This is a genomic window from bacterium, assembly GCA_017744355.1.
Taxonomy (GTDB): Bacteria; Cyanobacteriota; Sericytochromatia; order S15B-MN24; family UBA4093; genus JAGIBK01.
In genome coordinates this window covers 17,764-41,112 of the sequence record JAGIBK010000007.1, presented here as the reverse complement: position 1 = coordinate 41,112, position 23,349 = coordinate 17,764, and the positions used below count along the sequence as shown (strand labels likewise).

The window sequence follows — 23,349 nt, the reverse complement described above, 5'->3', positions numbered from 1 at the left end:
AGCTTTTGAGCAAAGGCGCTGGCCATGCTGGTTTGAGGGTCGCCTCGGACGTGGTACGAATCTCTCACGCACGATGCACGCGCGAGGATGCACGTTGAACCATCCCCCGCTGAAAGGGTCCTGGCAAAAATGAACAAGGGTGGCTTTTACGCGGCTGGCGCCTACCTGATTTGGGGGCTGTTCCCCCTCTTCTGGAAAGCACTGCAAAGCGTGCCCCCGCTGGAGATCCTGGCCCACCGGGTCGTCTGGTCCATGGCCTTCCTCGTCGTCTTGCTGGCCTTGCAACGCAACTGGAACTGGCTTCCCGCCGCGCTGCGCGACGGGCGCATCGCGGCACGCTACGCCGCTTCGGGGCTGCTCTTGATGGCCAACTGGTTCATCTTCATCTGGGCCGTGAACACGGGGCGTGTGGTCGAGGCCAGCCTGGGCTACTTCATCACCCCGCTGCTCAACGTCGGGCTGGGGGTGGTGTGCCTCAACGAGCGCTTGCGGCCCCTCCAGGGCGTCGCCATCGCGATCGCCGCGGGCGGGGTCGTCGCTTTGACCCTCGTCTACGGCGCGCTGCCCTGGGCCGCCTTCGCGCTCGCCCTCACCTTCGCGCTCTACGGCTTGCTGCGCAAGACGTCGCCGCTGGGCTCGCTTGAAGGCCTCACCCTCGAAACCCTATTCGTCTGCGTGCCCGCCCTGATTTTCCTGCTGACGCGCGAAGTCCAGCACGCCGGGGTCTTCGGCCACGGCAGCGCCACAACCTCCTGGCTGCTGGTCAGCTCGGGCGCCGTGACGGCGCTGCCGCTCCTGCTGTTCGCCGCGGGGGCCAAGCGCGTGCCCATGACGCTGCTCGGCGTCCTGCAGTACATCGCCCCGACCATGCAGTTCCTGCTCGGCGCCATGGTCTACCAGGAAGCGCTCGATCGCGCGCGCTTGCTTGGCTTCAGCCTGATCTGGCTCGCCCTCGCGCTGTACGCGGGGGAGAGCCTACGGCGCAGCAAGGCGCCCCCCGCGCTCGAAGTGAAAGCCTGAGGCCGCTGCGCGCGTTCAGAGCAGAGGCTGCGCGGCCAAGAGCAAGTCGAGGGCCTCGCGGGTCGATGCGATGAGGCCCTGTTCTCCCTTGCCTATCCGCAGCGTTAGCGCCTGCTCGAAGCAATCCCGGGCCTCCGCGAGGCGCCCCATCTCCACCAGGCACTTGCCCAGATGCTGGAGCGCGAAGTCCTCGAGCTGGGCGGCTTGCGCCGCGGGATCGCGCGTGCGACGCAGGGCCTCTTGGAACATGGTCTCGGCCCGTGGGTGCTCGCCGCGATGCTGGCGCGCCGTGGCCAGGCGCAGGGCCATGGTCACGGCGAGGGACGGGGCCTTCGCCGCCAGCGCGAGTTCGTGGGCCCGTTCGAGGTACGAGACGGCCTCGTCGAGCATGCCGAGCTGCCGGTAATACTCGCCGATTCGACCGAGGCTCGCAGCCCGCTCACCAGGCGGGGCGTCGGGTGCGAGGCTCCCAAGCCGTTGCAGGCCGCTGCGAAGTTCGACAGCGACTTGCTGTGGCTGCTGAGGCAAGTTTCGAAGAAAGCAGTTCCAGGCCATGCCAGCGCTAACGCCGCCTGCCGATCGTCAACAGCTGCGGCGGGGTGGCGTCCGCTGGGTAGCTGAGCGTCACCTTGACGTCGTAACGGGTGTGGGGCGGGACCTCGACCGTCTCGAAGGGCGGCAACACCTGGCCGTGCCTGAGCACCAGGTGGGTGTAGCGGACTTCGGGGAAGCCCTTGGCGTTCTTCCACTCCAGCTTCACCGGCCCCCGGAAGGTCACCGGCTTGTTGGGCGGGTCCACGTAGACGGCGGTGCGATCGCCCTCGGCCCGCACCGGATGCGACAGGGCGAAGGTGTAGAGGCGCGGGGTGGGGTCAGGGTTGTCCAGGGGCACCGTCAGCGCATAGGTCACCCCGTAGTTACCGTGCGCCTGGTAGGCGGTGTCCGGGTAGCGCCGCACCAGGGGCGCGCTCTGGTTCTGGCCGGTGCCGAGGCGGTTGAGGAAGGTGGTCGCGATGGGGTAGGAGACCTGCTCGCCGAGCCCGGGCAGGGACTGCTCGGCGCCGAAGAGGGTGGCGTCCCAGCGATCGCCCTTGCTCACCCCCGCCACGCGCCCGAAGCGGAAGGCCCCCTTGGGAGGCGGCAGGTTGGGGTCGAAGGGGGTCGCGGCCGCCTCGCGGGGGCCCGCCATCAAGGAGGTCCCGAGCAAGAGGGCGTAGTCTTCCTCGGAGGGCGCGATCCAGCTGCCGTCCGGGGCCTTGACCGCGAAGCGCGCCACCTGCGAGAGGTAGACGGGCCCGTCGCTCTTGAGGCGCAGCACGGTGGTGCGCCCGTTGACCGCCGGCGGGATCGCCACGTTGGTCGGGATGCTCCAGGTGCGCACGAGCTTGGTCGCCCCGGGCAAGAGGGTCTCGGCGATCGTCGGCACCGAGGTCCTGCCGTGCAAGAGATCGGTCGCCACCCGGTCCCCCGGCCCCGCGAAGACCACCCCCTGCGGATCGGGCACGATGGGTTCCAGGGGCTTGAAGACGGCGTCCGGCTGGCTCAGGTAGCTCGCGCCGCCGACCAGGTCCAGGTTAACGGGGCGATCGCCGAGGTTGGTCGCAAGCAGCCCCAAGTAGAGCTGGCGCGCGCCCGGCGCCTCGTCCTTGGCGATGTGGTGCGAGAAGAGCGAGAAGGCCCCCGAGAAGGGCAGGTCCAGGTGCGCGGAAGGGGTGGCCGCCGTCGCGGGCGGCAGGGTCGAGAGCAGGATCCCCTCGCTCTGCACCACCTCGGGACTGTTGCTGTTGAAGACGAGCCCCTGGTCCAGACCGCCGGGCAAGGGCCGGATCGGGCCCATGACTTTGATTTCGACCTGCGAAGGCGGTGCGGCGCCGGGTGCCGGTTGCGCCTGCTGCTGGGCGGCGCAGGCCGAAAGCAGCAGCGAGGCCGCCAGGGGCGCAAGGATGCGATGCGTGGTGCGAGCCATTTCCTGTCCTCCTGCTTCAGAATAGCGCGTATCCGAGCAGGGGGACAGACGTCTTATGCGAGCAGGCGCTGCCAGCGATCCTGGTCGTTCGCGATGTCGCGGGCGTGGCTGTCGAGCATATCGAGCGCCTGGCGCAGCTCGGCCACCTCGGGCTGCAGCTCCAGGATCTCCTTCTGGTACTGGGCGATGATCTTGTGGGCGCCTTCGATCTCGGCGAGCAGCAGCTGCAGCTTGTTGTGCAGGCGGCTCTTCTCGGCGTAGACGGTGCGAAGCAAGGCTTCGTCGAGTTCGGCGTGACGTGCGGCTTGGATGCGCTTGTAATCCATGGCCTACAACCCCCTCGTACTCGGGCATCGTCGCCCGAATTGCGGTTCCACGGAGCTTATATTGAGCGTCTAACGAAACTGTTCATTCAAGCCGCCCAGGGCGGTCAAAGGAGGTAACATGCCTGGTTTCGTTAGATGCTCATCTAAACGGGGAATTCCCCCGAGTTGTTGCCGACGCGCTACGGTGTTATGTTTCCTGTCTTATACCCGCCGAGTAGACGATCTTAGCTATCAAATGGTTCCCTGTTTCGCGCTATGAGCCGAATAGCAGCCGATCGAGGGTGCCTTCAATCTCCCGCCAGCCCCCGGCGCATCACCGCCAAGAGGTCGTCGAGGAAGCTCTCGCCGAGCGTCGGGGCCTCGCCGTCGATGGCCTGAGCGACCACGCCGAGCTTCTGCGCGAGCAGGCGCTCGATCTCCTCGTCGAGGGTGCCCACCGCCGAGAGGTAGGTGACGGTGACCGCGTTGCGCTGACCGATCCGGTAGGGGCGGTCCTCGGCCTGGAGGTGCTCGGCCGGGACGAAGGAGTAGTCCACGAACACCACCTGGGTCGCCGCCGTCAGCGAAATGCCGATCCCCGCCGCCTGGAGGTTGCCCGCGAAGACCCGGACGTCGGGATCGTGCTGGAAATCATCAACGGCTTGCTGCCGCTGACTTGCTGACTCAGCACCCGTCACCTTCACGCAGGACGCGCCGAAGTGCGCGACGATGGCATCGACCACCACCTGATGACATGCAAAGATGATGACCTTTTCACCCGCCTCCAGGATCGCCTCGGCCAGCGCGATCGCCGCCGGGATCTTGGCGATCGCCGCCGCGTGCCGCAGCTTGGCCACCTCGGCGAGCAGGGTCTTGCGGGGCACCCGCTTGCGCTTGGAAAGCCGCGCGACGTAATCGAGCCAGACCTGGCGGTAGGCGACGAGATCCACCTCGACCGGCATGTAGGTCCGAAGCTTGGGGGGCAGATCGAGGACGGACGCCTTGCGACGGCGTAGCAGCACGTCCGAGAGCCTGTCGTGCAACTCGCCGAGGTGGGAGGCCCCGTTCATGTCCCAGCCGAAGGCCGTCTGGAAGGCGGCACAGTACCGCAGCGCGAAGGCGAGCTGATCGTCGCCCAGGGGATGGCGGATGGCGCGCAGCAAGGCGAAGAGATCGAGGGGTCGGTTGGTGATGGGGGTGCCCGTCAGGAGATACAGCCGCTCGGCGCGCTCGGCGACACCTCGGATCCGGCCGTTCGGCAGCGAGCGGGCCGTCCTGCGCCGGGCCTTGCGCTCGCCGCCGAGCACCAGAAGCGATCGCTGCGAGCGCAGGTTCTTGATGTAGTGCGCCTCGTCGAGGACCAGGCAGCTCCACGCATCGGCAACGAGCTCCGCGTGGTGCTTGCGCAAGAGGTCGTAGTTGACGATGGTCCAGCGGGCTCGGCGAAACTCGCGCCCCACCACGCTCACCTCGGCCTCGGGCCCGAGGGCCAGGCGGATTTCGCGCGCCCAGTTCAGTTTGAGGCCCGCCGGGCAGACCACCAGGATCTCGCCGGTCGGGTGGGCCTCGTGGGCGGCGATGATGGCCTGGCGCGTCTTGCCGAGGCCCATATCGTCGGCCAAGAGGGCGCCTCGGACCTCACGCGGGCGCATGAGGAAGGTGATCCCCGAGACCTGGTGGGGAAAGAGGGTCGGGTAGCTGGCAGCGAGCTTTGGCACGACGCGCTCGTAGGCTTCGAGCATCCGCGCGTTCATGGCCGCGGTCTCGGCGAGGGTTTCCCGGGCGATCGCGCGCAGGGCGGTGATCGCCTCCTCGGGCGCTTCAGCTCGCTCCAGGCGCTCGGCGAGATCGGGCGCAAGCCAGGCTGGCACGTGCCAGCACCGGGTCTCGGGATCGAAGCTCCGAAAGCGCACACGCTTGATCGCAGCCACCCAGATCGGGTGGAAGGGAAAGGAAAGGACGATCTCGCCGTCCTGGTGCGAGACCGAGAAGGGGGACGCGGGCTCGATCAAATCAGCGAGCGCGTCGTCGCCGTGGCCACGGGGGCCTGCGGGATCCGGTTCAGGTAGAGGAGGCTGGGCCCCTTGGGCGTCAGGTGGATCTCGCTGGTCGAGGTGTTGTGCAGCTCGAAGAAGACCCCGCTCGGGAAGGGCAACTCCAAAAGGACGTGGATCAAGCGGCGCAGGACGGCCCCGTGGGCCACGATGGCGACCCGGCCCCCGGGGTGCCGCTCCTTGATCGTCGCCATGAACGAGTCGAGGCGCGAGCGCGTGGCCTCCTCACCCTCGGCCTTGGGCACCAGGGCCCAGTTGCCCGACTCGACGAAGCGGCGATGCTCCTCGGGATAGCGCTCGGCGATGCTTTGCCAGCTGAGCCCCGAGAAGACCCCCACGTCGATCTCGCGGATGCGCGGATCGACCTGTAGCGCGAGCCCCAGGCGATCGGCCACCGCGCGGCCCGTTTCATGGGCGCGTGCAAGGTCGCTCGCATAGATGGCATCGAAGCGCTCGTAGGCGAGGCTCGCGGCGAGGGCCTGGGCCTGGATCCTGCCCTGCTCGTTGAGGGGGGAGTCGAAGTGGCCCTGGACGACTCCCATTTGATTGGCGACGGATTCGCCGTGGCGAATTAGGATGAGCTGCATGGTGTTCTAACGCTACGGCGCCTGGCCCGGTGACGTCAAGCAGCCAGTGGTGAGAGAGGGCCCGACAAAGTCGACACCCGCCCGGTTTTGTTGGATGCTCGAGGGGCGAAAGGGGATGCGCATGCCGAACCGCCTGAAAGACGAGACCAGCCCGTACCTGCTTCAGCACCGGGACAACCCGGTGGATTGGCACCCCTGGGGCCCCGAAGCCCTCGAAAAGGCCAAGGCCGAGGACAAGCCCATCCTGCTCTCCATCGGGTACTCGGCCTGCCACTGGTGCCACGTCATGGCCCACGAGAGCTTCGAGACCCCCGCGATCGCAGCCCTCATGAACGAGCACTTCGTCAACGTGAAGGTAGACCGCGAGGAGCGCCCCGAGCTTGACCACCTGTACATGACCGCCGTCCAGGCCATGACCGGCCAGGGCGGTTGGCCCCTGACCGTCTTCCTCACCCCGGACGGCCGCCCCTTCTACGGCGGCACCTACTTCCCGCCGGAGGACGCCTTCGGCCGGCCGGGCTTCCCCACCGTCCTCGCGCAGCTCGCGAAGGCCCACCGAGAGCGACGCGCCGAAGTGGAGGCGAGCGGCGAGCAGTTCCGCGCCTTCCTCAACCGCCGACTCGAAGCCTCCGTCCCGTCCACCACGCTCAACACCGCCCTCTTGGACAACGCCGCCCACCACCTGCGGCTTCGCTTCGACCCGGTGCACGGCGGCTTCGGCGGCCCCCCAAAGTTCCCGCCCAGCCTGGGGCTCGAGCTTCTCTTGCGCGACTTCGTGCGCACCGGCAACGCCCACGACCGCGACATGGTCGAGGCCACCCTCGATCGCATGCATCGCGGCGGCCTCTACGACCACCTGGGGGGCGGCTTCCACCGCTATGCGGTCGACGCCGAGTGGCGCGTCCCCCACTTCGAGAAGATGCTCTACGACAACGCCCTCTTGAGCCGGCTCTACCTGATCGGTTACCAGGCCTTCGAGCGACCCGACTACCGCGAGGTCGTCGAAGAGACCCTCGACTGGGTCGTCCGCGAGATGCGCGCGTCCGAGGGCGGCTTCTACTCCTCGCTCGACGCCGACACTGAAGGCGAGGAAGGCAAGTTCTACGTCTGGACCCCCGACGAGGTCAGGGCCGTGGTCGGCCCCGGCGCGGCCGCCGTCTTCGAGCTGGCCTACGACGTCACCCCGAAAGGCAACTTCGAGGGCAAGAGCGTCTTGAACCTGCGCCAGCCCATCGAAGCCATCGCCCCGCTGCTTGGCTACTCGATCGGTCAGCTCAACGAGGAGCTGACCCTGATCCGTGCGCGCTTGTTCGACGCCCGTGCCGAGCGCGTGGCGCCCGGCCGCGACGACAAGATCCTGACCGCCTGGAACGGCATGATGCTGCGCGCCTTCGCCGAAGCGGCCCGCGTCCTCGATCGCGCGGACTACCGCGAGGTGGCCCTTCTTGCCGCCGAATTCCTGCTTTCGCGCCTGCAGCGAGACGGGCTGCTGCTTCGCTCGTACAAGGACGGCGTCGCCAAGCTGAACGCCTACCTGGAGGACTACGCCAACCTGATCGACGGCCTTCTCTCCTTGTACGAAGCGACCTTCGACCCGCACTGGATCGAAGAGGCAAAGCGCCTCGCCGACACGATGATCGCCGAGTTCTGGGATCCGAGCTTGCCCGGCTTCTACGACGTGGGCAAGCACCACGAGGCCCTCGTCGCGCAGGCGCGCAACGTCTACGACAACGCGACCCCCTCGGGCAACTCGGTGGCCTGCGACGTGCTCTTGCGACTTTCCGCCTACCTGGGTGACGAGGGCTACCGCTCCTACGCCATGCAGGCGATGGAGGGCCTGAGCGGCGTGATGGCCAAGTACCCCGACGGCTTCGCGCGCCTGCTCTGCGCACTCGACTTCGCGCTCGCCCCGACCCGGGAGGTGGCGATCGTCGGATCACCGTCGCTGCCGGACACCTGTGCGCTGGTCAAGGCGGCCTTCTCGCGCTACGCCCCTCACCAGCTCGTCGCCGCCGCCCCTCAGGCCGAGCCCGGGCCCATCGTCTTCCTGCGTGATCGCCCCGCCATCGACGGCAAGCCCACCGCCTACGTCTGCGAGGGGCAGACCTGCGGCCTGCCCCTCACGGACCCCCAAGCCCTCGCCCAGGAAGTTTCTCGCTAATCCCCCCAGCCCCCTAGCGGGGCGGGGGATCGGGGATCAGCGCAGGCGCGGGAAATCCCCGGGATAGCCCAGGGACTCGCGGCCCGTCGCCACCCCGCGGCTGCCGCCCGAGACGAAGTCCTGGAAGAGGCAGCCCCCCTCGCCCGCCTGTCCGGCGTCCCACTGGTAGCCCCAGAGGTAGCGGCCCGAGCCGAGCGCGGCCACGCTCTGGCCCTGCCCTCCCTGGTTGGCCGCCCCGGTGAAGGTGAAGGTCCGAATGCCCTCGGCCGGGACCAGCTCGGAGACGAAGAGCGCCTGCCCGCTCGGCCCGCCCCGATCGTGGATACGGAAGCGATAATTGATGGCCAACGGGTAGGGTTCAAACCGTGCCGTGAAGGGGAAGCTCACCGATTGCCCCTGCCCCGGCGAGTTGCGCATCCCGACCAGGTAGACGTCCCAGGCGGGGAAGACCGCCCCGTGCGAGGCCGTCACCTGGAGGCTCCGGGTGCGCCAGAAGCCGACCTTGTTGTTGTCGCTGTCGTTGTAGAAGTGGGCGTAGTAGCGGCCCTCGGGCACGTCCTTGACCCGGTAGACCCCGTTCGTATCGGTCGTCAGCCGATAGGTCCGGCCCGTGCTGCTGTTGATCACCGTCAGGGGAATGCCGCTCGCGGGCTGGCCCCGGGTCAAGATGACGCCTGCCACCTCGCGGGCCCCTACCTCCGGCGGGGCGGGCGTGGCGTAGGGATATGGCGGCCTCGGCCCCGCGATCGGCGGCGGCGAGGTCACGGGCACCGGGGTCGGCTCGGCGGCCGGCGGTGCCACCGGCGGAGCCACGGGCGGCGCAACCGGCGGCTCCCCGCCATGACCGGGTGGAGCGGGGGCCGCCCCGCACCCCGCCCCAATCGCAACGACCGCTAGCCCGAATCCAAGGCGTACCCAGGTGTTCACGCGCGACGCCTCCTCTTTTTCAGCCAAGGGAGTGTCCTGCGACAAGGCTCGATCGCTAGAAACCTTCCGCCTCAACCCTAGCGGCCCGTCGCCGTTCAAGCCACGGACAGAGCGGCCGAAAGATCTCGGCCAGCGCGCATGTCGGGAGTGGTCGGGGGATGGCTAGAGGGCGCGCAGGATCTCGCCCGGCGCGTTGGCGCCGAAGGCGTCCACCCCGGCAGCCGCCATGCGGCGAGCCTCGTCCGGAGTCCGAACCGTCCAGGCGAAGACCGAGAGACCCGCTGCATGAAGCGCGCGGATCTGGTCCGCCTCCACGTCCTCGACGGCCGGCGCGACGGCGTCCGCCTCGGCCGCGCGGGCCATGGCCAGCGGATCGATGGGCAGGGCGCGGTAGAGGATGCCGCCGGCAAGCTCCGGCGCGAGGCCCTTGAGGGTCTTGATGGCGAAGTGGTCGAAGGAGATGAAGAGCGCCCGGTGACCAAGCCCCGCCTTGCGCACCTCGGCGACGACCGCCGCCTCGATGCCCGGGTAGCGGCGCGAGCCTGCCTTCAGCTCGATCACCACGTAGGGAATCACCCCGCGCGCTTCCCCCACCTCGTGGACCAGCGCCAGCAGCTCGCAGAGCAAGGGAACGTGCGCTCCTGCGAAGCGCGGCGCGTACCAGCTTCCCGCATCCAGCCCTCGCAGGTCGGCATAGGGCAAGGCATCGACCGGCCCCTTGCCCGTGGTCGTGCGATCGAGCGTGTGGTCGTGCAGCACGACCACCTGGCCGTCGGCGCTCAGGTGCACGTCGCACTCCACGCCGTCGGCCCCCTGCTTGAAGGCCTCACGGAAGCTTTCGAGGGTATTCTCGGGCGCGCAGGCCATCGCCCCCCGGTGACCAATCACCAGGGGGCGAGCGTGTTGGGTGTCGAAGGGACGAGGCGCCACGGGCCTAGTTGGCGGCCCAGTCCTTGCCGGCGACCTGGGCCAGCTTCGCGACGATGCCCTTGTCGTCGATGATGATGCCCATCTCGCGGTTACGGGTCAGCGAGTTGGTCGTCAGGTTCTCCGATCCGATGTAGGCCTTGGCGCCGTCGGCGATGATCAGCTTGGCGTGCAGGCCGACCGTCTTGATGAACTTGACGTCGGTGATGCCGGCGTCGTTGAGCTGCTTGAGCTGCTTGGCGTTGCCGTCGTAGCCCGTCTGCTTGTCGGGGGCGTGGTACGAGAGCTGGACCGTGACGTTCGCGCCTGCCTTCTTGCGAGCGCCCATGTGGGCCACCACGTCCGGATCGTCCAGGAACTCCACCTGGACCGTGAGGTCCTTCTTGGCCGAGTCGATCAGCTTGATGATGCGATCCTTGGAGTTGGTCGGGCTGACGACCAGATCCTCGTCCTTGGGCACGATGGGACGCTCATCCCAGTCGGCCATGAAGATCTCCTTGAGCTCCTTGACGTCCGAGGGTGACGTGTCGACCACCAGGTACTCGCGGTTCTTCTGGAAGGCGGCGGCCGAGAAGTTCATCGTCATGATCCAGGCGCTCTGGCCGTCGATGATCATGGACTTCTGGTGGGTGAAGACGAACTGGGGGCTGGAGCGCTTGACCCGCACGCCGTTCGCGGTCAGCACCTCGAGGGCGGCGCGGTTGACGTTGATGGGGGGCTTGGGCAGCTCGCCCGGCTTCGGGGGGACCGGCATGACGAAGGGCTGGTTCTCGAGGATGATCCGCACGTCGACGCCCGCCTTGGACTTGGCGATCAGCGCGTCGGTGATCTCCTTGGTGACGCCCGAGTAGGTCAAGAGGTACATCTCGAGCCAGATCGACTTCTTGGCGCTGTTGATGGCGTCGAGGATGGGCTGGTGACCGGCTTCGGGCATCACGTACAGCGACAGCTCACCGGGCTTGTGCGCCTTGGCCGACAGCTTCCCCTGATCGGAGCCATCGACCGAGAGCATCGGCACCCCGCAACCCACCAGCAAGCTCATGCTCGCGACGGCGGTGACCAGGAGGTGCTTGATCGAGCGGCGAATCTGCATCATGTGATCCTTTCCCTTGAAGGAAATCTCAACGCGGCTTAACTGTTCGTTAATGCCTATCCTACTTATCGCCGGTCGCGCGAAAAAGTTGCGTGTTATTTTCAAGGGCCTGGACACGGCGGCTTGAAGGGCCTGCGCTTTTCGCCTAGCATGAAGGGGCCATGTTTACGCAGACGCTCGATGCCACGCCCTTCATCTCTTCGGCGCTCGCGCCCGCGGTCGCCATCTCGGCGTGCGCGATCCTTGCCTCCAACGCCCAGAGCAAGTACTCGTCGCTGGTGGATCGGATCCGCGCCCTGAACGCCGAACGCCGCGAATACCAGCGCCTGGACCCGATCTCGGTCACCGAGTCGCTGCGGATCAAGAGCCTGGATCGGCAGATCGCCCTGATCTTTCGGCGCTCGAAGCACATGCGCGATGCGATCTTCCTGCTCTACGCGGCGATCGCCTGCATCATCTCCACCTCGTTCCTGATCGCGGCGATGCAGTACTTCCAGCTCAAGAACCTGACCCATGCCCCCAAGGTCACCTTCCTCAGCGGGCTGGTCCTGGTGCTGGCGGCGCTGGTGATGGAGTTGCTGGAAGTGCGCCTCACCTTCCGGGTGCTGCGCTACGAACTGGGTCTCTTCGACCAGGAGACGGCGAAAGAAGCCGAGCGCAGCTTCCGCGGCGTCTAGCCCTCGGCGGGCTTCGCGTTGAGACGCGCGACCGGGCCCAGGAGGGTGTAGGCCGCCGCCAGGGCGAAACAGCACGACGCAAAGCCCAGGGCCAGGCGGATCCCGATGACGTCCGCGAGGCTCGTGAGCACCAGGCCCGCCACCGGCATCAGGCCAAAGGTCGCAAGGCCTGCGATCGACGAGACGCGCCCGCGCATGGTCTCGGGCGCCCGCTCCAGGATCGTCGTGTTGGCGAGGCCAAAGAAGGTCGAGCTGGAGACGGCCAAGAGCGCGATCAGGGGCGCCGCCATCATGAAGTTGGCCGCCGCCGAGAGGCCCAAGAGCGCAAGCACCATGCCCGTGCAGGCGAACCCGAGCCGCCCCAGGCGCTTGTCGCGCGCGACGTTCAGGAGGCCCAGCGCGCCACCGACCGAGCCCGCCCCGGTGATCGCCATCAACAGGCCCATCCCGTCGGGGCCGAGGCCCAGGGTCTTGGTCGCGTACAGGGGCATCAGGATGGCGGTCAAGGGGAAGACGAAGACCGTGTTCGCCGCCATCAGGCCGATCATCGCCATGGTCAGGCGATCGCTACGGATGTAGGCGAAGCCCTCCTTCATGCCGGTCTGGCGCTCGGCTTCCTCTTCGGCGGTGCCCGCCGCGCGCGGCTTGAGGGTTCCCAGCGAGACCAAAAGCGCCAGGAAGCTGAAGGCGTTGGAGAAGTAGGCGATCGCCGCCCCGAAGACCCCGATGATCCAGCCGGCCAGAGCCGGGCCCACCAGGCGCGTCGCATGGAAGATCGTCCGGTCCATGGCGATGGCGTCGGCGATCTCGTCCTTTTCGACCAGCTCGGGCACGAAGGCCGAGACGGCGGGCATCTCGAAGGCCTGGACCACGCCGAGCACGACCGCGATCGCCATCACGTGCCACATGGCCACCCAGCCCTTCAGGACCAGGACGCCCATGGTGATCGCCGTGACGATCTGCACCAGCTGGGCGACGATCAGGATGGTGCGCTTGTCGTGGCGATCGGCGAAGACCCCGCCGGTCATGGTGAGCAAGAGCATGGGCAGGCCCGAGGCGAAGTTGACGAGCCCCAGCATGAAGGCCGACTGGGTGAGCTGGGCCATGACCCAGCCCTGGGCCATGTTCTGCATCCAGGTGCCCGTGACCGAGATCCCCTCGCCGATCATGTAGCGCCGGAAGGGGCCGGGCCGAAGCACGTTGACGGCCTTGCGGAATCCGGCGGGCTTGTCGGTGGTCACGGGGGCTCTCTTTCAGTGGGGTCAAGGCTTTGGGGCGGAGATCCAGCGTAGCACGACCCGCGCCCTCCCTGCTAGCTGCTATGATAAAGGGACGTCCGCTTGTTGCGAGGAGGGATGAGTCGATGCGCGCGATCCCTGCGATCCTGGCCATCTTGAGCCTCGTCCTCTGCCTCGGCCATGGCCGCGCGCAAGCCAACACCCTGACGCCGGACGGGGGCCTCTTCCCCAAGCGCGACAGCCTCTTCATCCAGGCCACCGACCTGCCTCTGCGCGAGGCCCTCATGCTGATCTGCGACAAGGGCGGCTACAACGTGGCGCTCGCGAGCGACGTCGGGCGCACCAAGGTCGATCTGAACCTGCGCGGGGTCACCCTCGACGAGGCCTTCACCAGCCTGCTCTTGGCCAACGGTCTCTCCTACAAGAAGACCGGAAAGACCCTCATCATCCGCCCCGACCAGGAGTAGGTGACGGCAAGAGGCGCTTTCGGTACGATAGAAGGCCCATGGGCCACCTGGACTCGCACTGCCACTTCGACGACACCGCCTTCGACCCCGACCGGCTCGAAGTCGCCGCGCGTGCCTGCGAAAAAGGCCTCTCGTCGCTGGTGGTGCCGGGGGTGACGGTCGCCGAGTTCGAGCGCCCGGCCCTCTCGGTCCCGGGCCTCGCGCTCCACTACGCCGCAGGCCTGCACCCGGTCTTCGACCATCCTCCCGACGCGCTTTCGCGCCTGGAGGCAGCCCTCCAAACGGGCCGCTTCGTCGCGGTGGGAGAGACCGGGCTCGACAAGCGCTTCATGAAAGAGACGAGCGAGGCCCTCTGCGCGGCCCAGCTCGATCTGGCCGAGGCCTTCGGGCTGCCACTCATCCTGCACGTGGTCCACGTCCACGAGCCCATGCTCGCCCTGCTCAAGGGGCGGCCGGGGCTCAAGGGGGTGGTGCATGCCTTCTCGGGCTCGCAGGAAGTGGCCAAGCGCTACCTGAGTCTCGGCTTCAAGCTGGGCCTGGGGGGGATCGGCACCTGGCCCAGCGCCCAGAAGCTGCACAAGGCGATCGCAAGCTGTCCCAAGGACGGCTACGTGCTCGAAACCGACGCCCCCGACCTCTCGCCCGAGACGTGGCGGGGACGACGCAACGAGCCGAGCGCGCTCTTGGACGTGGCCGAGGCGATCGCACGGCTCAGAGGGGAAACAACGGAAGAAGTCCTGGCCTGCTCGGACGCCACCGGGCGGGAATTGTTCGGCATCACGTAGGAAAGAGGAATCATGAGGCAGGAACTAGCGGAACGCACCCACATCCTGGTGGGCGACCCCGGGCTGGAGCGGCTGCGCAACGCGCACGTCCTAGTCGCGGGCGTCGGCGGGGTGGGGGGCTCGTGCGTGGAGGCCCTGGGCCGCGCGGGCGTCGGCACCCTGACCCTGATCGACATGGACGTGGTCGCCTCTTCCAACTGCAACCGCCAGGTGGTCGCCCTCACCTCCAGCGTCGGGCGCTCCAAGGTCGAGGTGATGGCCGAGCGCCTGCGCGACATCAACCCGGACATCAAGCTGAACCTCATCCAGGAACGGATCTCGCCGAGTGAGGCCGCCAACTTCCTGCCCGACGACGTGGACGTGGTCCTCGACTGCATCGACGCCCTCACTTCCAAGGTGGGCCTCATCAAGGCCGCCCAGGACCGCGGCGTGTTCGTGGTGTCGAGCATGGGCGCCGGCGCGCGGGTGGACCCGACCCGGGTGAAGGTCACCGACCTTCTTGAGACCTACGGCTGCCCCATGGCCACCGCCATGCGCAAGCTCTGCCGCAAGAACGGGATCGCCCCGGGGGTGCGGGCGGTCTTCTCGGACGAGCCCGCCCTGCCCCACATCGAGCGCGAGTGGGTGCCCGGCGCCGGCCCCCAGAAGACTGTGAACGGCACCATCAGCTACATGCCAGGGACCTTCGGGTTCTTCGTCGCGTCCGAGGGGATCCGCTACCTCTTGGGCGACGTGATCCCGCCCCGGACCGTGATTGGAGCCCCTCCCCTGCGGCGCAAGGCCAAGGCTCGCTAAGCGCACCTAACACCCACGACAAGGGGCCCCGGCGCAGTGCGCCGGGGCCCCTTGTAAAGGCTGACTAGGCCAGCTCGTAGGTGTTCATGATCGAGATCAGCTTGTCGTCGTAGTTGGGGTCCGTGGCGTAGATCCCGGTGATGTTGGTGGCGAACGCCTTGGGGTCCTTGTCCCTCTTGTACTGCTCCATGGCCTTGGTGTAGTAGGGGCGCAGGAGGACCTTGGCGTGCTCCTCGATCGCCTGCTCGAAGTTGTGGTACTTGGCGAAGTTGGCGTCGATCCGGATGTAGCGGCCGTTCTCGTACTCCGAGGTGTTGACCGAGGTGGTGCCGGCGGGGCCCTTGCCCTTGATGCCGAAGACGTTATAGCCGCCGATGGCAGACTTGCCCCAGCCCGACTCGAGGGCTGCCTGGGCGAGGGTGACCGCGGCAGGCACGCCGTACTTCTCTTCGGCGGCTTCGGCGGCCGGGCGCAGGACGTCGAAGAACGCGTCCTTGTCGGTCGCTCCCAGCTGCTTGAGCTGCTCGGTCGTGACCGAGGCGAGGTTGCTATCGGGCTTGGCCTCGGGCTTCGCTTCAGGCTTGGCCTCGGGCTTGGGCCCGTAGAGCCAGGCGACCATGTCGTGCATCGACGAGAGCATGGCGGTGAAGGCGCCGTAGACGGCCTTGGGGGCGGGGGTGGCAGGCTGGGAAGGCTCAGCGGGGGCAGCAGGCTGCGCCTGGGCCGCGACGGGCTCGGCGGCCTTGCCGGGGATGGTCAGCACCTGGCCGGGGAAGATACGGTTCGGGTCCTGGAGGGTCCCGCGGTTAGCGGCGAAGAGCTCGGGCCAGCGGTTGCCATCGCCGAGGAGCTTGCGGGCGATCTTCGAGAGGCTATCGCCCTCCTGGACCGTATAGGTGCCACCGCCCGCGCGGACGAAGGTGTCCTGGCCGAGGCCTGCCTCGGGGGCGGGGGGCGCGCTCGAAGGGGCCGCCACGGCCTGGTGCAAGCGACCGAGCAGGGTGCGGTAATTGTTGGTCTGGAACGTATCCGCTCCCTGAATCGCCATGTCCCGCCCCCCTTTCATTGAACGCCAGGCCCGGATGAGCCTACCCTTCATATCCTGGTCAGGGGCCGAGATTCGGTAAAGTCGTCTTGAAGTCTTGATTAAGCCTGCACTAAACTAGCCGGCTGTCGCCTCACAAGGCAGTCATGTTAGGATAAAGGGCCATGAAGACGAAGAAGCAGGCGGCACGTCGTGCCCAGATCCGCAGACGACGCATCTTTCTCGGCCTGTGCCTGGCGGGAATCCTCTCGCTAGGTGTCTGGGGCATCAAGCGCGCCCTTCCCCCCGCACGGCCCAAGCCCGCGCCGGCCGCCGTCGAGCGCAACGCCCAGGTGATCCGCCACGCGGCGGCCCTCCAGCAGGCCTTGGATGCCTACGCGAGCAGCCACGGCGGCACCGTCCCCCGCAGCGCCAAGGCCCTCAAGCGCGAGATCCTCGAAAGCGAGACCTTCCCCAAGGACACGGTGCCGATCCGCCTCTTGGAAGTCGTAAGCGACACTCCCGGCGAGACCGACGTGGGCGCCCTCGGCTATTCGAGCCTCGGCGGGAAGCGCTACCGGCTGTACGGGGTCGGCCACGACAGGGCGGGCAAACCCTCGATCATCATCCAGCTGGGCGAGCCCCTGCGCTAAGCAAAACGAATCCCCCGTCCCGGGCCCGGGACGGGGGATTCGTTTTGCTCGTGGGATTAGTTGGCGACCCGGATCCGGCCGGTAGCGGGCGGGATGAGCGTGGGGCGCGCCGTGATGGCCTCGATGATCACGTCACGCAGCACCTTGCCGGTGGCCTGGTAGTTCTTACCATTGGCGAAGGCCTCGTAGCCGTCGTTGCCCTGGGCCAGGTAGTCGATGGTCGCGACCTTGTAGAAGCGCTTGGTATCGAGCGGGGTGCCGTTGACCCGGATGTCCGAGGCCTTGCCGCCCGCCACCGCGAAGGTGACACCCGAGTACTGGAGCTGGGCCGCGCGGCCGGGGATGGCGGCGGCCTTGTCGATGAAGCCCTTGAGAGTGGCTCCGTCCACGTCGATGGTCACCAAGGCGTTGTCGAAGGGGAAGATGGTGAAGACGTCGCCGACCGTGATGGAGCCGGGCTGCAGGGCCGCCCGCAGGCCGCCGGCGTTCATGATGCCGATCTCGGCCTTGCCGCGCTCGCGCATGACGTCGGCGGTCCAGTTGCCGAGCTCGCTGTCCTTCTTGTACTTGCCCTCGGCCGAGAGGCCCTTGGGGGCCGAGCCGATGATGACCGCCATCCGCTCGGCGATCTTGTCGTTGTAGGCCTTGACGGTGGCGGCGACCGTCTGGTCGTCGGCGATCTCCTTGGTCACGGGCATGAGCTTGCCCTCGTAGGCGACGACCTTGCCGCCGTCGACCTTGAGATCGAGCTTGCCCACGTACTCGCCCCACTGGAAGCCCTGGACCACCAGCGTGCGCCAGTCGCCGTTCATGACCTCGCGGGGCTGGTCGAGCTTGGTGTGCGAGTGGCCGCCGACGATCACGTCGATGCCCTTGACCTTGCCGGCAAGCTCGGTGTCCTCGTCCAGGCCGCTGTGCGAGAGCATCACGACCAGATCCGAGCGCTTGCGCAGCTCGGCGGCGGTCTCCTCGGCGACCTTGATCGGCGAGACGAACTTGAAGTCCTTCTGGTTCTCCTTGGCGACCGCGCCCAGGGCGTTGAAGCCGAGCACCCCGAAGACGCCGACCTTGAGGCCGCCGCGCTCGAAGACGTGGGTGCCCACGAAGATGGGCTTGCCGGTCTTGGGGTCGAGCAGGTTGGTCGAGATCAGCTTGAAGCGGCGGCCGGCGGCCTGCTTCTTGAGGTTCTCCAGGCCGTTGTCCAGGTCGTGGTTGCCCACGGTGGTCGCGTCGTAGCCCGCCTGATCCATGGTGAGGTAGTCGGGCTCGCCGGAGAAGAAGTTGAAGAGGGGGGTGCCCTGGAAGGTGTCGCCGGCGTCGAGCACGAGCACGCGCTCGGTATTGCCCTTGATCTGGGTGATGAGGGTGGCGCGTCGCGCGATGCCCCCCAGGTCCTTGCCCTGGCGGGTCTCGTAGGGCAAGAGGTGGTCGTGGGTGTCGTTGGTGTGCAGGATGGTCAGATCGACCGGGGCTGCCCATGCCGGGACGGTCGCGGCCGTCCACGCGAGCACCATGCCGATTACGCCGAGTTTACGCACGCGGTTCTCCTCATCGTTGGGGAAAGATGCGCCAAGCGTCTGCTTTCGCCTTGGAACCAGACCATCTTACGCCTGTGCCCCTCTGGCTTGCAACCGCCGGGGGTCGCAGGGGGCTGGATCGGCGGCATGAAGCGGGCAGGCGGCGGCCCCGTGCTATAATTTCGTCAACCGGCCGCGAGCCGGAAGACGGTGATTAAGAGGAGGACGCGCCCATGGTGTCGCTACCCGCACCCGTTCAGGAGCTCTGGAATGTCTGGCGGGAGATCGAAGGCAAAGCCGGCCAGCCCATGACCCTGGGCCTCGTGGCCGCCCCCGGACCCGAGCGCGACCACTGGCGCGACGCCCTGCTCATCGGCAGCCACGACGCCGACCGGCTCGTCTTAATCGACGCCGACGACCAGCGCCCCGCCGCCGCCGACCTTTACCTCGGGCTGGTGACGACGAGCAGCAGCGCGATCGCCCGCGAGATGCCGGCGCTGACGCGCCTGGATGCCTCCAAGCTCGCGATCGCCCTGGTCGGCATCCCCGACCACCTGGCGGCCACCCGCCAGCGGGAGCTGATCCACGCCCTCTCGCTCGAAGCCGAGCAGGTCGTGCCGGTCGCCTCGCTCAAGGAGCTCGCGGGGCCCTTCGCCCGGGTCCTCTTCGATCGCTTCCCCGAGCTCGTGATCCCGCTGTCGCGCCAGTTCCCCATCTTCCGCAGCGAGGCCGCCTGGCAGGAGATCCAGGCCACCGCCAAGCAGAACGGGGTGGTGGGAGTGATCCCGATCCCGGGCGCCGACATGCCCCTGATGACCGCCAACCAGATCAAGATGGTCCTGCGCATGGCCGCCATGTTCGACATGCCCCTCGGCGTCGATCGGGCCCGCGAGCTCCTGGCGGTGGTGGGCGGCGGCTTCGGCCTGCGCACGGCCGCGCGCCAGATCGCGAAGTTCATCCCGGGTCCCGGCTGGCTCCTGGGCGGCGCCATCGGCTACTCGGGCACCCTTGCGATGGGCAAGGCCGCGCTCGAGTACTTCCGCCGCAGCGCCCCCTCGCACCAGGTGCCGGTCTCGCGGGCGATCATCACGGTAACGGACGAGCACATGACCGGATCCGAGGGGCCGGTCTAAGGGAACTAGCATGGCCACCATTCTCGCGGTCGAGACCTCCTGCGACGAGACGTCGGTCGCCGTCGTCAAAGACGGGGCCGAGGTCCTCTCCAACATCATCGCCTCGCAGATCGACCTGCACCAGCTCTACGGGGGCGTCGTGCCCGAGGTCGCCTCGCGCGCCCACATGGAGGCGATCGGGGCGACCCTCGAGACGGCGCTTACCGAGGCGAATGTTGCGTGGAGCGACGTGGACGCGGTGGCCACCACCTTCGGACCGGGCCTGCAGGGCGCGCTGCTGGTGGGCCTGATGGCCGCCAAGGGCGCCGCCTGGGCCCGCGGGATCCCCCTGGTCGGCGTGCATCACCTGGCCGCCCACATCTGGGCCAACAAGATGGCCCACCCGGACCTGCCCCTGCCCTTTTTGTGCCTGCTGGTCTCGGGTGGTCACACCTCGCTGGTGCGGGTGGACGGCCCCGAGCAGTTCACGACCCTCGGCGAGACCCGCGACGACGCGGCAGGCGAGGCCTACGACAAGACCGCCCGCCTGCTGGGCCTCGGCTATCCCGGCGGGCCGGTCATCGACAAGCTCGCCAAGGAAGGCAACCCGAGCGCCTACGACTTCCCCCGGGCCTGGCTCGACGGGGCCCCGGACTTCTCGTTCAGCGGCCTCAAGACGGCCGTCAGCCGCCTGCTCGAGAAGAGCAACGCCGCCGGCATGCCCATCAGCATCCCGGACGTTTGCGCCTCGTTCCAGCGGGCGGTGGTGGACGTGCTCGTGACCAAGACGATCCAGGCCGCCGAGCGCGAGGGGATCGAGGCGATCGCGGTGGCGGGCGGGGTCGCGGCCAACCGTGAGCTGCGCGAGCGCCTATCGGCCGAGGCCGAGAAGCGCGGCTGGCGCTTCGTGGCGCCGCCCATGTCGCTTTGCACCGACAACGCCGCCATGATCGCGGGCCTCGGCTATGAACTCTTCAAGCGCGGGCGCCTCTCGGGGATGGACCTCGGCGCCATCTCGCGTCTGCCGCTCGAGAAGCTCGGAGTGGCGGCCAAGCAGGGGTAACGGAGTTCACGTTTCGCCCGGATCCGATGCAACAGGCACCACCCTCGGCCTGTGGCAAGATGAAGACATCTAGAGCGCACTCCTCACCTCTCTGAGCAAGGCCCGCCGGTCGCACACCCGGCGGGCCGTCTTCCTCCAAGACGCGAGCACCGCCTGGCAGCAGAAGCGAAATGAGCCAAGAAGCACGGTACAATGATTCACGAGCCCTCCTTTCCGCTTTCGAGCGCCCTGTGTTCAAGAGCGGGTGGGATGTTCACCGCACGCAGTCTTTCGCCCGTCACTCCTGCACTGACCAGCCCTACAAGGCCTGATTGATGATTGCCAACGATCCAATAGGCGACCCTCGGCTTGCCGACGCGCTGTTACAAAAGGTGCGCGCGGCGCTGCCTGATGCCATGGCCCTCTACGCCTTTGGCAGCCGCGTGCACGGCACCTCGGGACCGGAAAGCGACTTGGACCTGGCGGTGCTGGTGGAGAGCTACGCCGACCCAGTGAAACTGTGGGAGCTCGCTAGCGAGCTTGCCGACCTGGTGAGCTGCGAGGTGGATCTGCTGGACATGCGGGCTGCCTCGACGGTGATGCAATACCAGATCCTCACGACGGGGAACCGGCTGTGGGCCAAGGACCACCGGGTGGGCCTGTTCGAGAGCTTCGTGCTCAGCGAGAAGACCGCCTTGGACCAGGCCCGGGCGGGATTGCTCGCCGACATCGAAAGAGAAGGCAAAATCCATGGCGGATGACGTGCTCATCAACAAGGCGGCAGCCATCGAGCGCTGCGTGGCGCGGGCCCGCGAGGAGTACCAGCGCGATCCCTCAACCTTCGCCACCGACTTCACGCGCCAGGACGCGGCCATCCTGAACATACAGCGAGCCTGCGAAGCCGCTCTCGATATGGGTCAGCACCTGATCCGACGCGATCGCCTCGGCGTGCCTCAGAGCGCGCGCGACGTGTTCGCCCTGCTCGCTGGGGCCGGCTGGATCGAGCCCACGCTGGCCGATTCACTCAAACGCATGGTGGGCTTCCGCAACATCGCGGTGCACGACTACCAGAGCCTGCAATTACCCATCACCGTCAACGTGATCACGCTTCACCTGGACGAGTTCTTGCGCTATTCCGAAGCTCTCTTGAAACGAGACGCTGCCACGCGGAAGGCTCGATAAAGCGTCAGGATTAGGCGTCTCCTCGCGCGATCGCAGCGATCGCCCCGGGCTCGGGCGTCACGAAGACGGCCTTCTCCTTCTCATAGATGACGAGCCCCGGCTTCGCGCCCGACGGCTTCTTGAGGTGGCGGCGCTGGGTGAAGATGACGGGCACCTTGCTGCTCTCGCGCGCCTGGCTGTAGTAGGCCGCGAGCAGCGCCGCCTCATCCCGGGTCCGATCCGGCAGCGCACCGCCCGCCGATCGCACCAGGACGTGCGACCCTGGGATGTTCTGGGTGTGGAACCACCAGTCGTCTTGCCGCGCGAGCTTCATGGAAAGCTGGTCATTCTGGCGGTTGTTCTTGCCGACCAGGATCTCCCACCCGTCGCTCGACACGAAGCGCATGGGCTCGGTCACGGGCGGAGCCTTCTTCGGCTGCTTGTGCGCCGGCACCGGCTGGATCTCGGCACGGATCTCGGCGAGCTCCTCGACGCGATCGCTCACGCGGATCGAGGTCTCGACCCCTTCCCAATAAGAAAGCTCGTCCTCCACCTCAGTCAGGAAGCGCTCGCTGGTCTCCAGGCCCCCCTTGGCCTTCTGGTAGCGGCGGAAGTAGCGCTGGGCGTTCTCCATGGGCGTCAAGCGCGGATCGAGCGGGATCGAAATCCGGGGTGACCCTTCCATGTAGTAGTTCTCGGCTTCGAGGACCTCGCTACGCGGCGGCAGGCCGTAACCGTAGGCCTGGATCAGCTCGCCCCACTGACGCAGCTCCTCGGCCTGGCGACCCGCCTCCACCGTCTCGATGAGGCCCACCCGACGGTGCCGAAGCTTCTCCAGGCGCTCGCGAACCAGGTTCGTGAGCTGTGAGCGCTGATTCTCCAGCCGCTCCGAGGTCTCACGCGTGCCGTAGTAGGCATCCAGCATGTCGCTGACCGAGACCTCGGGCAGAGGCTCCGCCCCCACCGCGAGCACCCGGTACTCCCAGCCGGGCCCCTTGTTCAGCTCGGGGCGGAAGCGACCGGCCGCGAGGTTCTCCATCGCCGTCTGCCAGACCGTTTCCAGGCGCACGAGGGCCTCGGCGTCGAGGGTGTCCCCCTTGGCCTTGGGGTCGATGCCGGCGGCTGCGAGGAGCTGGGCGATCGCCGCCCGGCTGAGCGAGTGCACGCCCGAGAGGATCGCAGCCTCCGCCGCCCCGCCCTTGGCGAGCACCGTCCACAGATCGCCCGGTGACAGCCGCCGAGGATCCAGCTTGGAGGCAGAGATGGGGGGCGGATCGTAAGGCAGCCCCGGCATGATCTGGCGCTCGCGGCTGACGGCCTCGGTGACCGTGCGCAGGCTGCCCATGACCGTGCCCCACGGCTTGTCCAACAGGATCAGGTTGGCGTGCTTGCCCGTGATCTCGGCGACCAGCGCCCGCTCGGTCGGATCTCCCAGCTCGTCGCGGCCCGCCGTCACGATCTGCACCACCCGCTCCAATTCGAGCTGCTCGATGCGCAGGATCCGGCTGCCTTCCAGGTGCTTGCGCAGGAGCATGCAGAACATGGGCGGCTGGGCGGGGTTCTCGTAGCGACGCTGAGTCAGGTGCAGCCGCGCGTAGTTCCCCCGGATGGAGAAGAGCAGGCGCAGGTTCTTCCCCTCGCCCCGGAGGTTCCAAACCATCTCGTGAGCGGTGGGGAGGTGGATCTTGTCGATGCGAGCCCCCGTGCAAACGCGCTGGAGCTCGGAGACGACGGCGGCGAGGGTGAGACTGTCTTGGATCTGCATACGATCAATTATAGCGCGCAAGTTTCTGCAAAAGCAGGCGATAACCCACTCGGAGACTATGGCGAGGTAAAGA

23 protein-coding genes are annotated in these 23,349 nt (G+C 67.5%); 11 read left to right on the top strand and 12 right to left on the bottom strand.

The annotated features are described in order from the left end of the window. The first annotated feature begins 129 nt into the window (after positions 1 to 129). Positions 130 to 1,020: an EamA family transporter RarD gene (gene rarD, locus J7643_16575; protein MBO9542205.1), complete on the top strand. Its 891-nt coding sequence runs from the start codon at positions 130 to 132 to the stop codon at positions 1,018 to 1,020. 15 nt (positions 1,021 to 1,035) lie between these two features. On the opposite strand, the gene J7643_16570 is transcribed toward rarD, so the two are convergent. The 5 genes from J7643_16570 to J7643_16550 all read right to left on the bottom strand — a co-directional run bounded on the left by J7643_16570 (position 1,036) and on the right by J7643_16550 (position 5,932). Then, positions 1,036 to 1,575, bottom strand: a complete 540-nt coding sequence (locus tag J7643_16570; protein ID MBO9542204.1) for a tetratricopeptide repeat protein — start codon at positions 1,573 to 1,575, stop codon at positions 1,036 to 1,038. A gap of 7 nt (positions 1,576 to 1,582) precedes the next feature. Continuing rightward, positions 1,583 to 2,986, bottom strand: coding sequence for a DUF3370 domain-containing protein (locus J7643_16565; GenBank protein ID MBO9542203.1), 1,404 nt, complete (start codon positions 2,984 to 2,986; stop codon positions 1,583 to 1,585). Positions 2,987 to 3,039: 53 nt separating this feature from the next. Continuing rightward, positions 3,040 to 3,312: a hypothetical protein gene (locus J7643_16560; GenBank protein MBO9542202.1), complete on the bottom strand. Its 273-nt coding sequence runs from the start codon at positions 3,310 to 3,312 to the stop codon at positions 3,040 to 3,042. 287 nt (positions 3,313 to 3,599) lie between these two features. Then, complete coding sequence (locus tag J7643_16555; GenBank protein MBO9542201.1) at positions 3,600 to 5,303, bottom strand: DEAD/DEAH box helicase; 1,704 nt, start codon at positions 5,301 to 5,303, stop codon at positions 3,600 to 3,602. Further along, positions 5,300 to 5,932, bottom strand: coding sequence for a histidine phosphatase family protein (locus J7643_16550; protein MBO9542200.1), 633 nt, complete (start codon positions 5,930 to 5,932; stop codon positions 5,300 to 5,302). The genes J7643_16555 and J7643_16550 overlap by 4 nt, the downstream gene beginning before the upstream one ends. Before the next feature lie 121 nt (positions 5,933 to 6,053). Between J7643_16550 and J7643_16545 the strand changes: the two genes are divergently transcribed. Further along, positions 6,054 to 8,093, top strand: coding sequence for a thioredoxin domain-containing protein (locus J7643_16545; GenBank protein ID MBO9542199.1), 2,040 nt, complete (start codon positions 6,054 to 6,056; stop codon positions 8,091 to 8,093). Between the two features lie 36 nt (positions 8,094 to 8,129). On the opposite strand, the gene J7643_16540 is transcribed toward J7643_16545, so the two are convergent. The 3 genes from J7643_16540 to J7643_16530 form a co-directional block, all read right to left on the bottom strand. Further along, a complete protein-coding gene (locus tag J7643_16540; protein ID MBO9542198.1) occupies positions 8,130 to 9,020 on the bottom strand; it encodes a carboxypeptidase regulatory-like domain-containing protein in 891 nt (296 codons plus the stop codon). Between the two features lie 162 nt (positions 9,021 to 9,182). After that, positions 9,183 to 9,887 carry a glycerophosphodiester phosphodiesterase gene (locus J7643_16535; protein MBO9542197.1) on the bottom strand — a complete coding sequence of 235 codons (705 nt, stop codon included), beginning with the start codon at positions 9,885 to 9,887 and terminating at the stop codon, positions 9,183 to 9,185. Between the two features lie 67 nt (positions 9,888 to 9,954). Beyond that, positions 9,955 to 11,043, bottom strand: coding sequence for a hypothetical protein (locus tag J7643_16530; GenBank protein MBO9542196.1), 1,089 nt, complete (start codon positions 11,041 to 11,043; stop codon positions 9,955 to 9,957). Positions 11,044 to 11,201: 158 nt separating this feature from the next. Here J7643_16530 and J7643_16525 point away from each other — a divergent pair, with 158 nt between their 5' ends. Further along, on the top strand, positions 11,202 to 11,717 hold the full coding sequence (locus J7643_16525; GenBank protein ID MBO9542195.1) for a DUF2721 domain-containing protein: 516 nt from the start codon (positions 11,202 to 11,204) through the stop codon (positions 11,715 to 11,717). Here the strand turns inward: J7643_16525 and J7643_16520 are convergent. After that, complete coding sequence (locus J7643_16520) at positions 11,714 to 12,958, bottom strand: MFS transporter (GenBank protein ID MBO9542194.1); 1,245 nt, start codon at positions 12,956 to 12,958, stop codon at positions 11,714 to 11,716. The genes J7643_16525 and J7643_16520 overlap by 4 nt on opposite strands. A 122-nt stretch (positions 12,959 to 13,080) precedes the next feature. On the opposite strand from J7643_16520, the gene J7643_16515 reads away from it, so the two are divergent. The 3 genes from J7643_16515 to J7643_16505 are packed head-to-tail and all read left to right on the top strand — an operon-like array spanning position 13,081 to position 15,002. Then, positions 13,081 to 13,422: an STN domain-containing protein gene (locus J7643_16515; GenBank protein ID MBO9542193.1), complete on the top strand. Its 342-nt coding sequence runs from the start codon at positions 13,081 to 13,083 to the stop codon at positions 13,420 to 13,422. Positions 13,423 to 13,460: 38 nt separating this feature from the next. Further along, a complete protein-coding gene (locus tag J7643_16510; GenBank protein ID MBO9542192.1) occupies positions 13,461 to 14,207 on the top strand; it encodes a TatD family hydrolase in 747 nt (248 codons plus the stop codon). A gap of 12 nt (positions 14,208 to 14,219) precedes the next feature. Next, complete coding sequence (locus tag J7643_16505; protein MBO9542191.1) at positions 14,220 to 15,002, top strand: tRNA threonylcarbamoyladenosine dehydratase; 783 nt, start codon at positions 14,220 to 14,222, stop codon at positions 15,000 to 15,002. 64 nt (positions 15,003 to 15,066) lie between these two features. On the opposite strand, the gene J7643_16500 is transcribed toward J7643_16505, so the two are convergent. After that, complete coding sequence (locus tag J7643_16500; GenBank protein ID MBO9542190.1) at positions 15,067 to 16,050, bottom strand: glucosaminidase domain-containing protein; 984 nt, start codon at positions 16,048 to 16,050, stop codon at positions 15,067 to 15,069. Between the two features lie 161 nt (positions 16,051 to 16,211). Between J7643_16500 and J7643_16495 the strand changes: the two genes are divergently transcribed. Further along, positions 16,212 to 16,679, top strand: a complete 468-nt coding sequence (locus J7643_16495; protein ID MBO9542189.1) for a hypothetical protein — start codon at positions 16,212 to 16,214, stop codon at positions 16,677 to 16,679. A gap of 56 nt (positions 16,680 to 16,735) precedes the next feature. On the opposite strand, the gene J7643_16490 is transcribed toward J7643_16495, so the two are convergent. Next, positions 16,736 to 18,217: a bifunctional metallophosphatase/5'-nucleotidase gene (locus tag J7643_16490; protein MBO9542188.1), complete on the bottom strand. Its 1,482-nt coding sequence runs from the start codon at positions 18,215 to 18,217 to the stop codon at positions 16,736 to 16,738. A gap of 212 nt (positions 18,218 to 18,429) precedes the next feature. Between J7643_16490 and J7643_16485 the strand changes: the two genes are divergently transcribed. From J7643_16485 to J7643_16470, 4 genes are all read left to right on the top strand, one after another. Then, on the top strand, positions 18,430 to 19,329 hold the full coding sequence (locus tag J7643_16485) for a DUF697 domain-containing protein (GenBank protein ID MBO9542187.1): 900 nt from the start codon (positions 18,430 to 18,432) through the stop codon (positions 19,327 to 19,329). Positions 19,330 to 19,339: 10 nt separating this feature from the next. After that, a complete protein-coding gene (gene tsaD / locus J7643_16480; GenBank protein ID MBO9542186.1) occupies positions 19,340 to 20,371 on the top strand; it encodes a tRNA (adenosine(37)-N6)-threonylcarbamoyltransferase complex transferase subunit TsaD in 1,032 nt (343 codons plus the stop codon). Positions 20,372 to 20,685: 314 nt separating this feature from the next. After that, the gene (locus J7643_16475) at positions 20,686 to 21,111 is read left to right on the top strand and encodes a nucleotidyltransferase domain-containing protein (protein MBO9542185.1); all 426 of its coding nucleotides are present in this window, start codon (positions 20,686 to 20,688) and stop codon (positions 21,109 to 21,111) included. After that, positions 21,101 to 21,532, top strand: a complete 432-nt coding sequence (locus J7643_16470) for a DUF86 domain-containing protein (GenBank protein MBO9542184.1) — start codon at positions 21,101 to 21,103, stop codon at positions 21,530 to 21,532. The genes J7643_16475 and J7643_16470 overlap by 11 nt, the downstream gene beginning before the upstream one ends. Before the next feature lie 10 nt (positions 21,533 to 21,542). Here the strand turns inward: J7643_16470 and J7643_16465 are convergent, their stop codons facing one another. Continuing rightward, positions 21,543 to 23,276 carry an NFACT family protein gene (locus J7643_16465; protein MBO9542183.1) on the bottom strand — a complete coding sequence of 578 codons (1,734 nt, stop codon included), beginning with the start codon at positions 23,274 to 23,276 and terminating at the stop codon, positions 21,543 to 21,545. Between the last annotated feature and the right edge of the window lie 73 nt (positions 23,277 to 23,349).

Excerpts from the sequence above, each read along its gene's own strand:
- rarD (MBO9542205.1), top strand. The coding sequence starts at position 130 with ATGAACAAGGGTGGCTTTTACGCGGCTGGCGCCTACCTGATTTGGGGG.
- J7643_16570 (MBO9542204.1), bottom strand. The coding sequence starts at position 1,575 with ATGGCCTGGAACTGCTTTCTTCGAAACTTGCCTCAGCAGCCACAGCAA.
- tsaD (MBO9542186.1), top strand. The coding sequence starts at position 19,340 with ATGGCCACCATTCTCGCGGTCGAGACCTCCTGCGACGAGACGTCGGTC.
- J7643_16505 (MBO9542191.1), top strand. The coding sequence starts at position 14,220 with ATGAGGCAGGAACTAGCGGAACGCACCCACATCCTGGTGGGCGACCCC.
- J7643_16485 (MBO9542187.1), top strand. The coding sequence starts at position 18,430 with ATGGTGTCGCTACCCGCACCCGTTCAGGAGCTCTGGAATGTCTGGCGG.
- J7643_16535 (MBO9542197.1), bottom strand. The coding sequence starts at position 9,887 with ATGGCCTGCGCGCCCGAGAATACCCTCGAAAGCTTCCGTGAGGCCTTC.
- J7643_16530 (MBO9542196.1), bottom strand. The coding sequence starts at position 11,043 with ATGATGCAGATTCGCCGCTCGATCAAGCACCTCCTGGTCACCGCCGTC.
- J7643_16515 (MBO9542193.1), top strand. The coding sequence starts at position 13,081 with ATGCGCGCGATCCCTGCGATCCTGGCCATCTTGAGCCTCGTCCTCTGC.
- J7643_16550 (MBO9542200.1), bottom strand. The coding sequence starts at position 5,932 with ATGCAGCTCATCCTAATTCGCCACGGCGAATCCGTCGCCAATCAAATG.
- J7643_16560 (MBO9542202.1), bottom strand. The coding sequence starts at position 3,312 with ATGGATTACAAGCGCATCCAAGCCGCACGTCACGCCGAACTCGACGAA.
- J7643_16475 (MBO9542185.1), top strand. The coding sequence starts at position 20,686 with ATGATTGCCAACGATCCAATAGGCGACCCTCGGCTTGCCGACGCGCTG.
- J7643_16465 (MBO9542183.1), bottom strand. The coding sequence starts at position 23,276 with ATGCAGATCCAAGACAGTCTCACCCTCGCCGCCGTCGTCTCCGAGCTC.
- J7643_16470 (MBO9542184.1), top strand. The coding sequence starts at position 21,101 with ATGGCGGATGACGTGCTCATCAACAAGGCGGCAGCCATCGAGCGCTGC.
- J7643_16565 (MBO9542203.1), bottom strand. The coding sequence starts at position 2,986 with ATGGCTCGCACCACGCATCGCATCCTTGCGCCCCTGGCGGCCTCGCTG.
- J7643_16495 (MBO9542189.1), top strand. The coding sequence starts at position 16,212 with ATGAAGACGAAGAAGCAGGCGGCACGTCGTGCCCAGATCCGCAGACGA.
- J7643_16525 (MBO9542195.1), top strand. The coding sequence starts at position 11,202 with ATGTTTACGCAGACGCTCGATGCCACGCCCTTCATCTCTTCGGCGCTC.
- J7643_16510 (MBO9542192.1), top strand. The coding sequence starts at position 13,461 with ATGGGCCACCTGGACTCGCACTGCCACTTCGACGACACCGCCTTCGAC.
- J7643_16500 (MBO9542190.1), bottom strand. The coding sequence starts at position 16,050 with ATGGCGATTCAGGGAGCGGATACGTTCCAGACCAACAATTACCGCACC.
- J7643_16545 (MBO9542199.1), top strand. The coding sequence starts at position 6,054 with ATGCCGAACCGCCTGAAAGACGAGACCAGCCCGTACCTGCTTCAGCAC.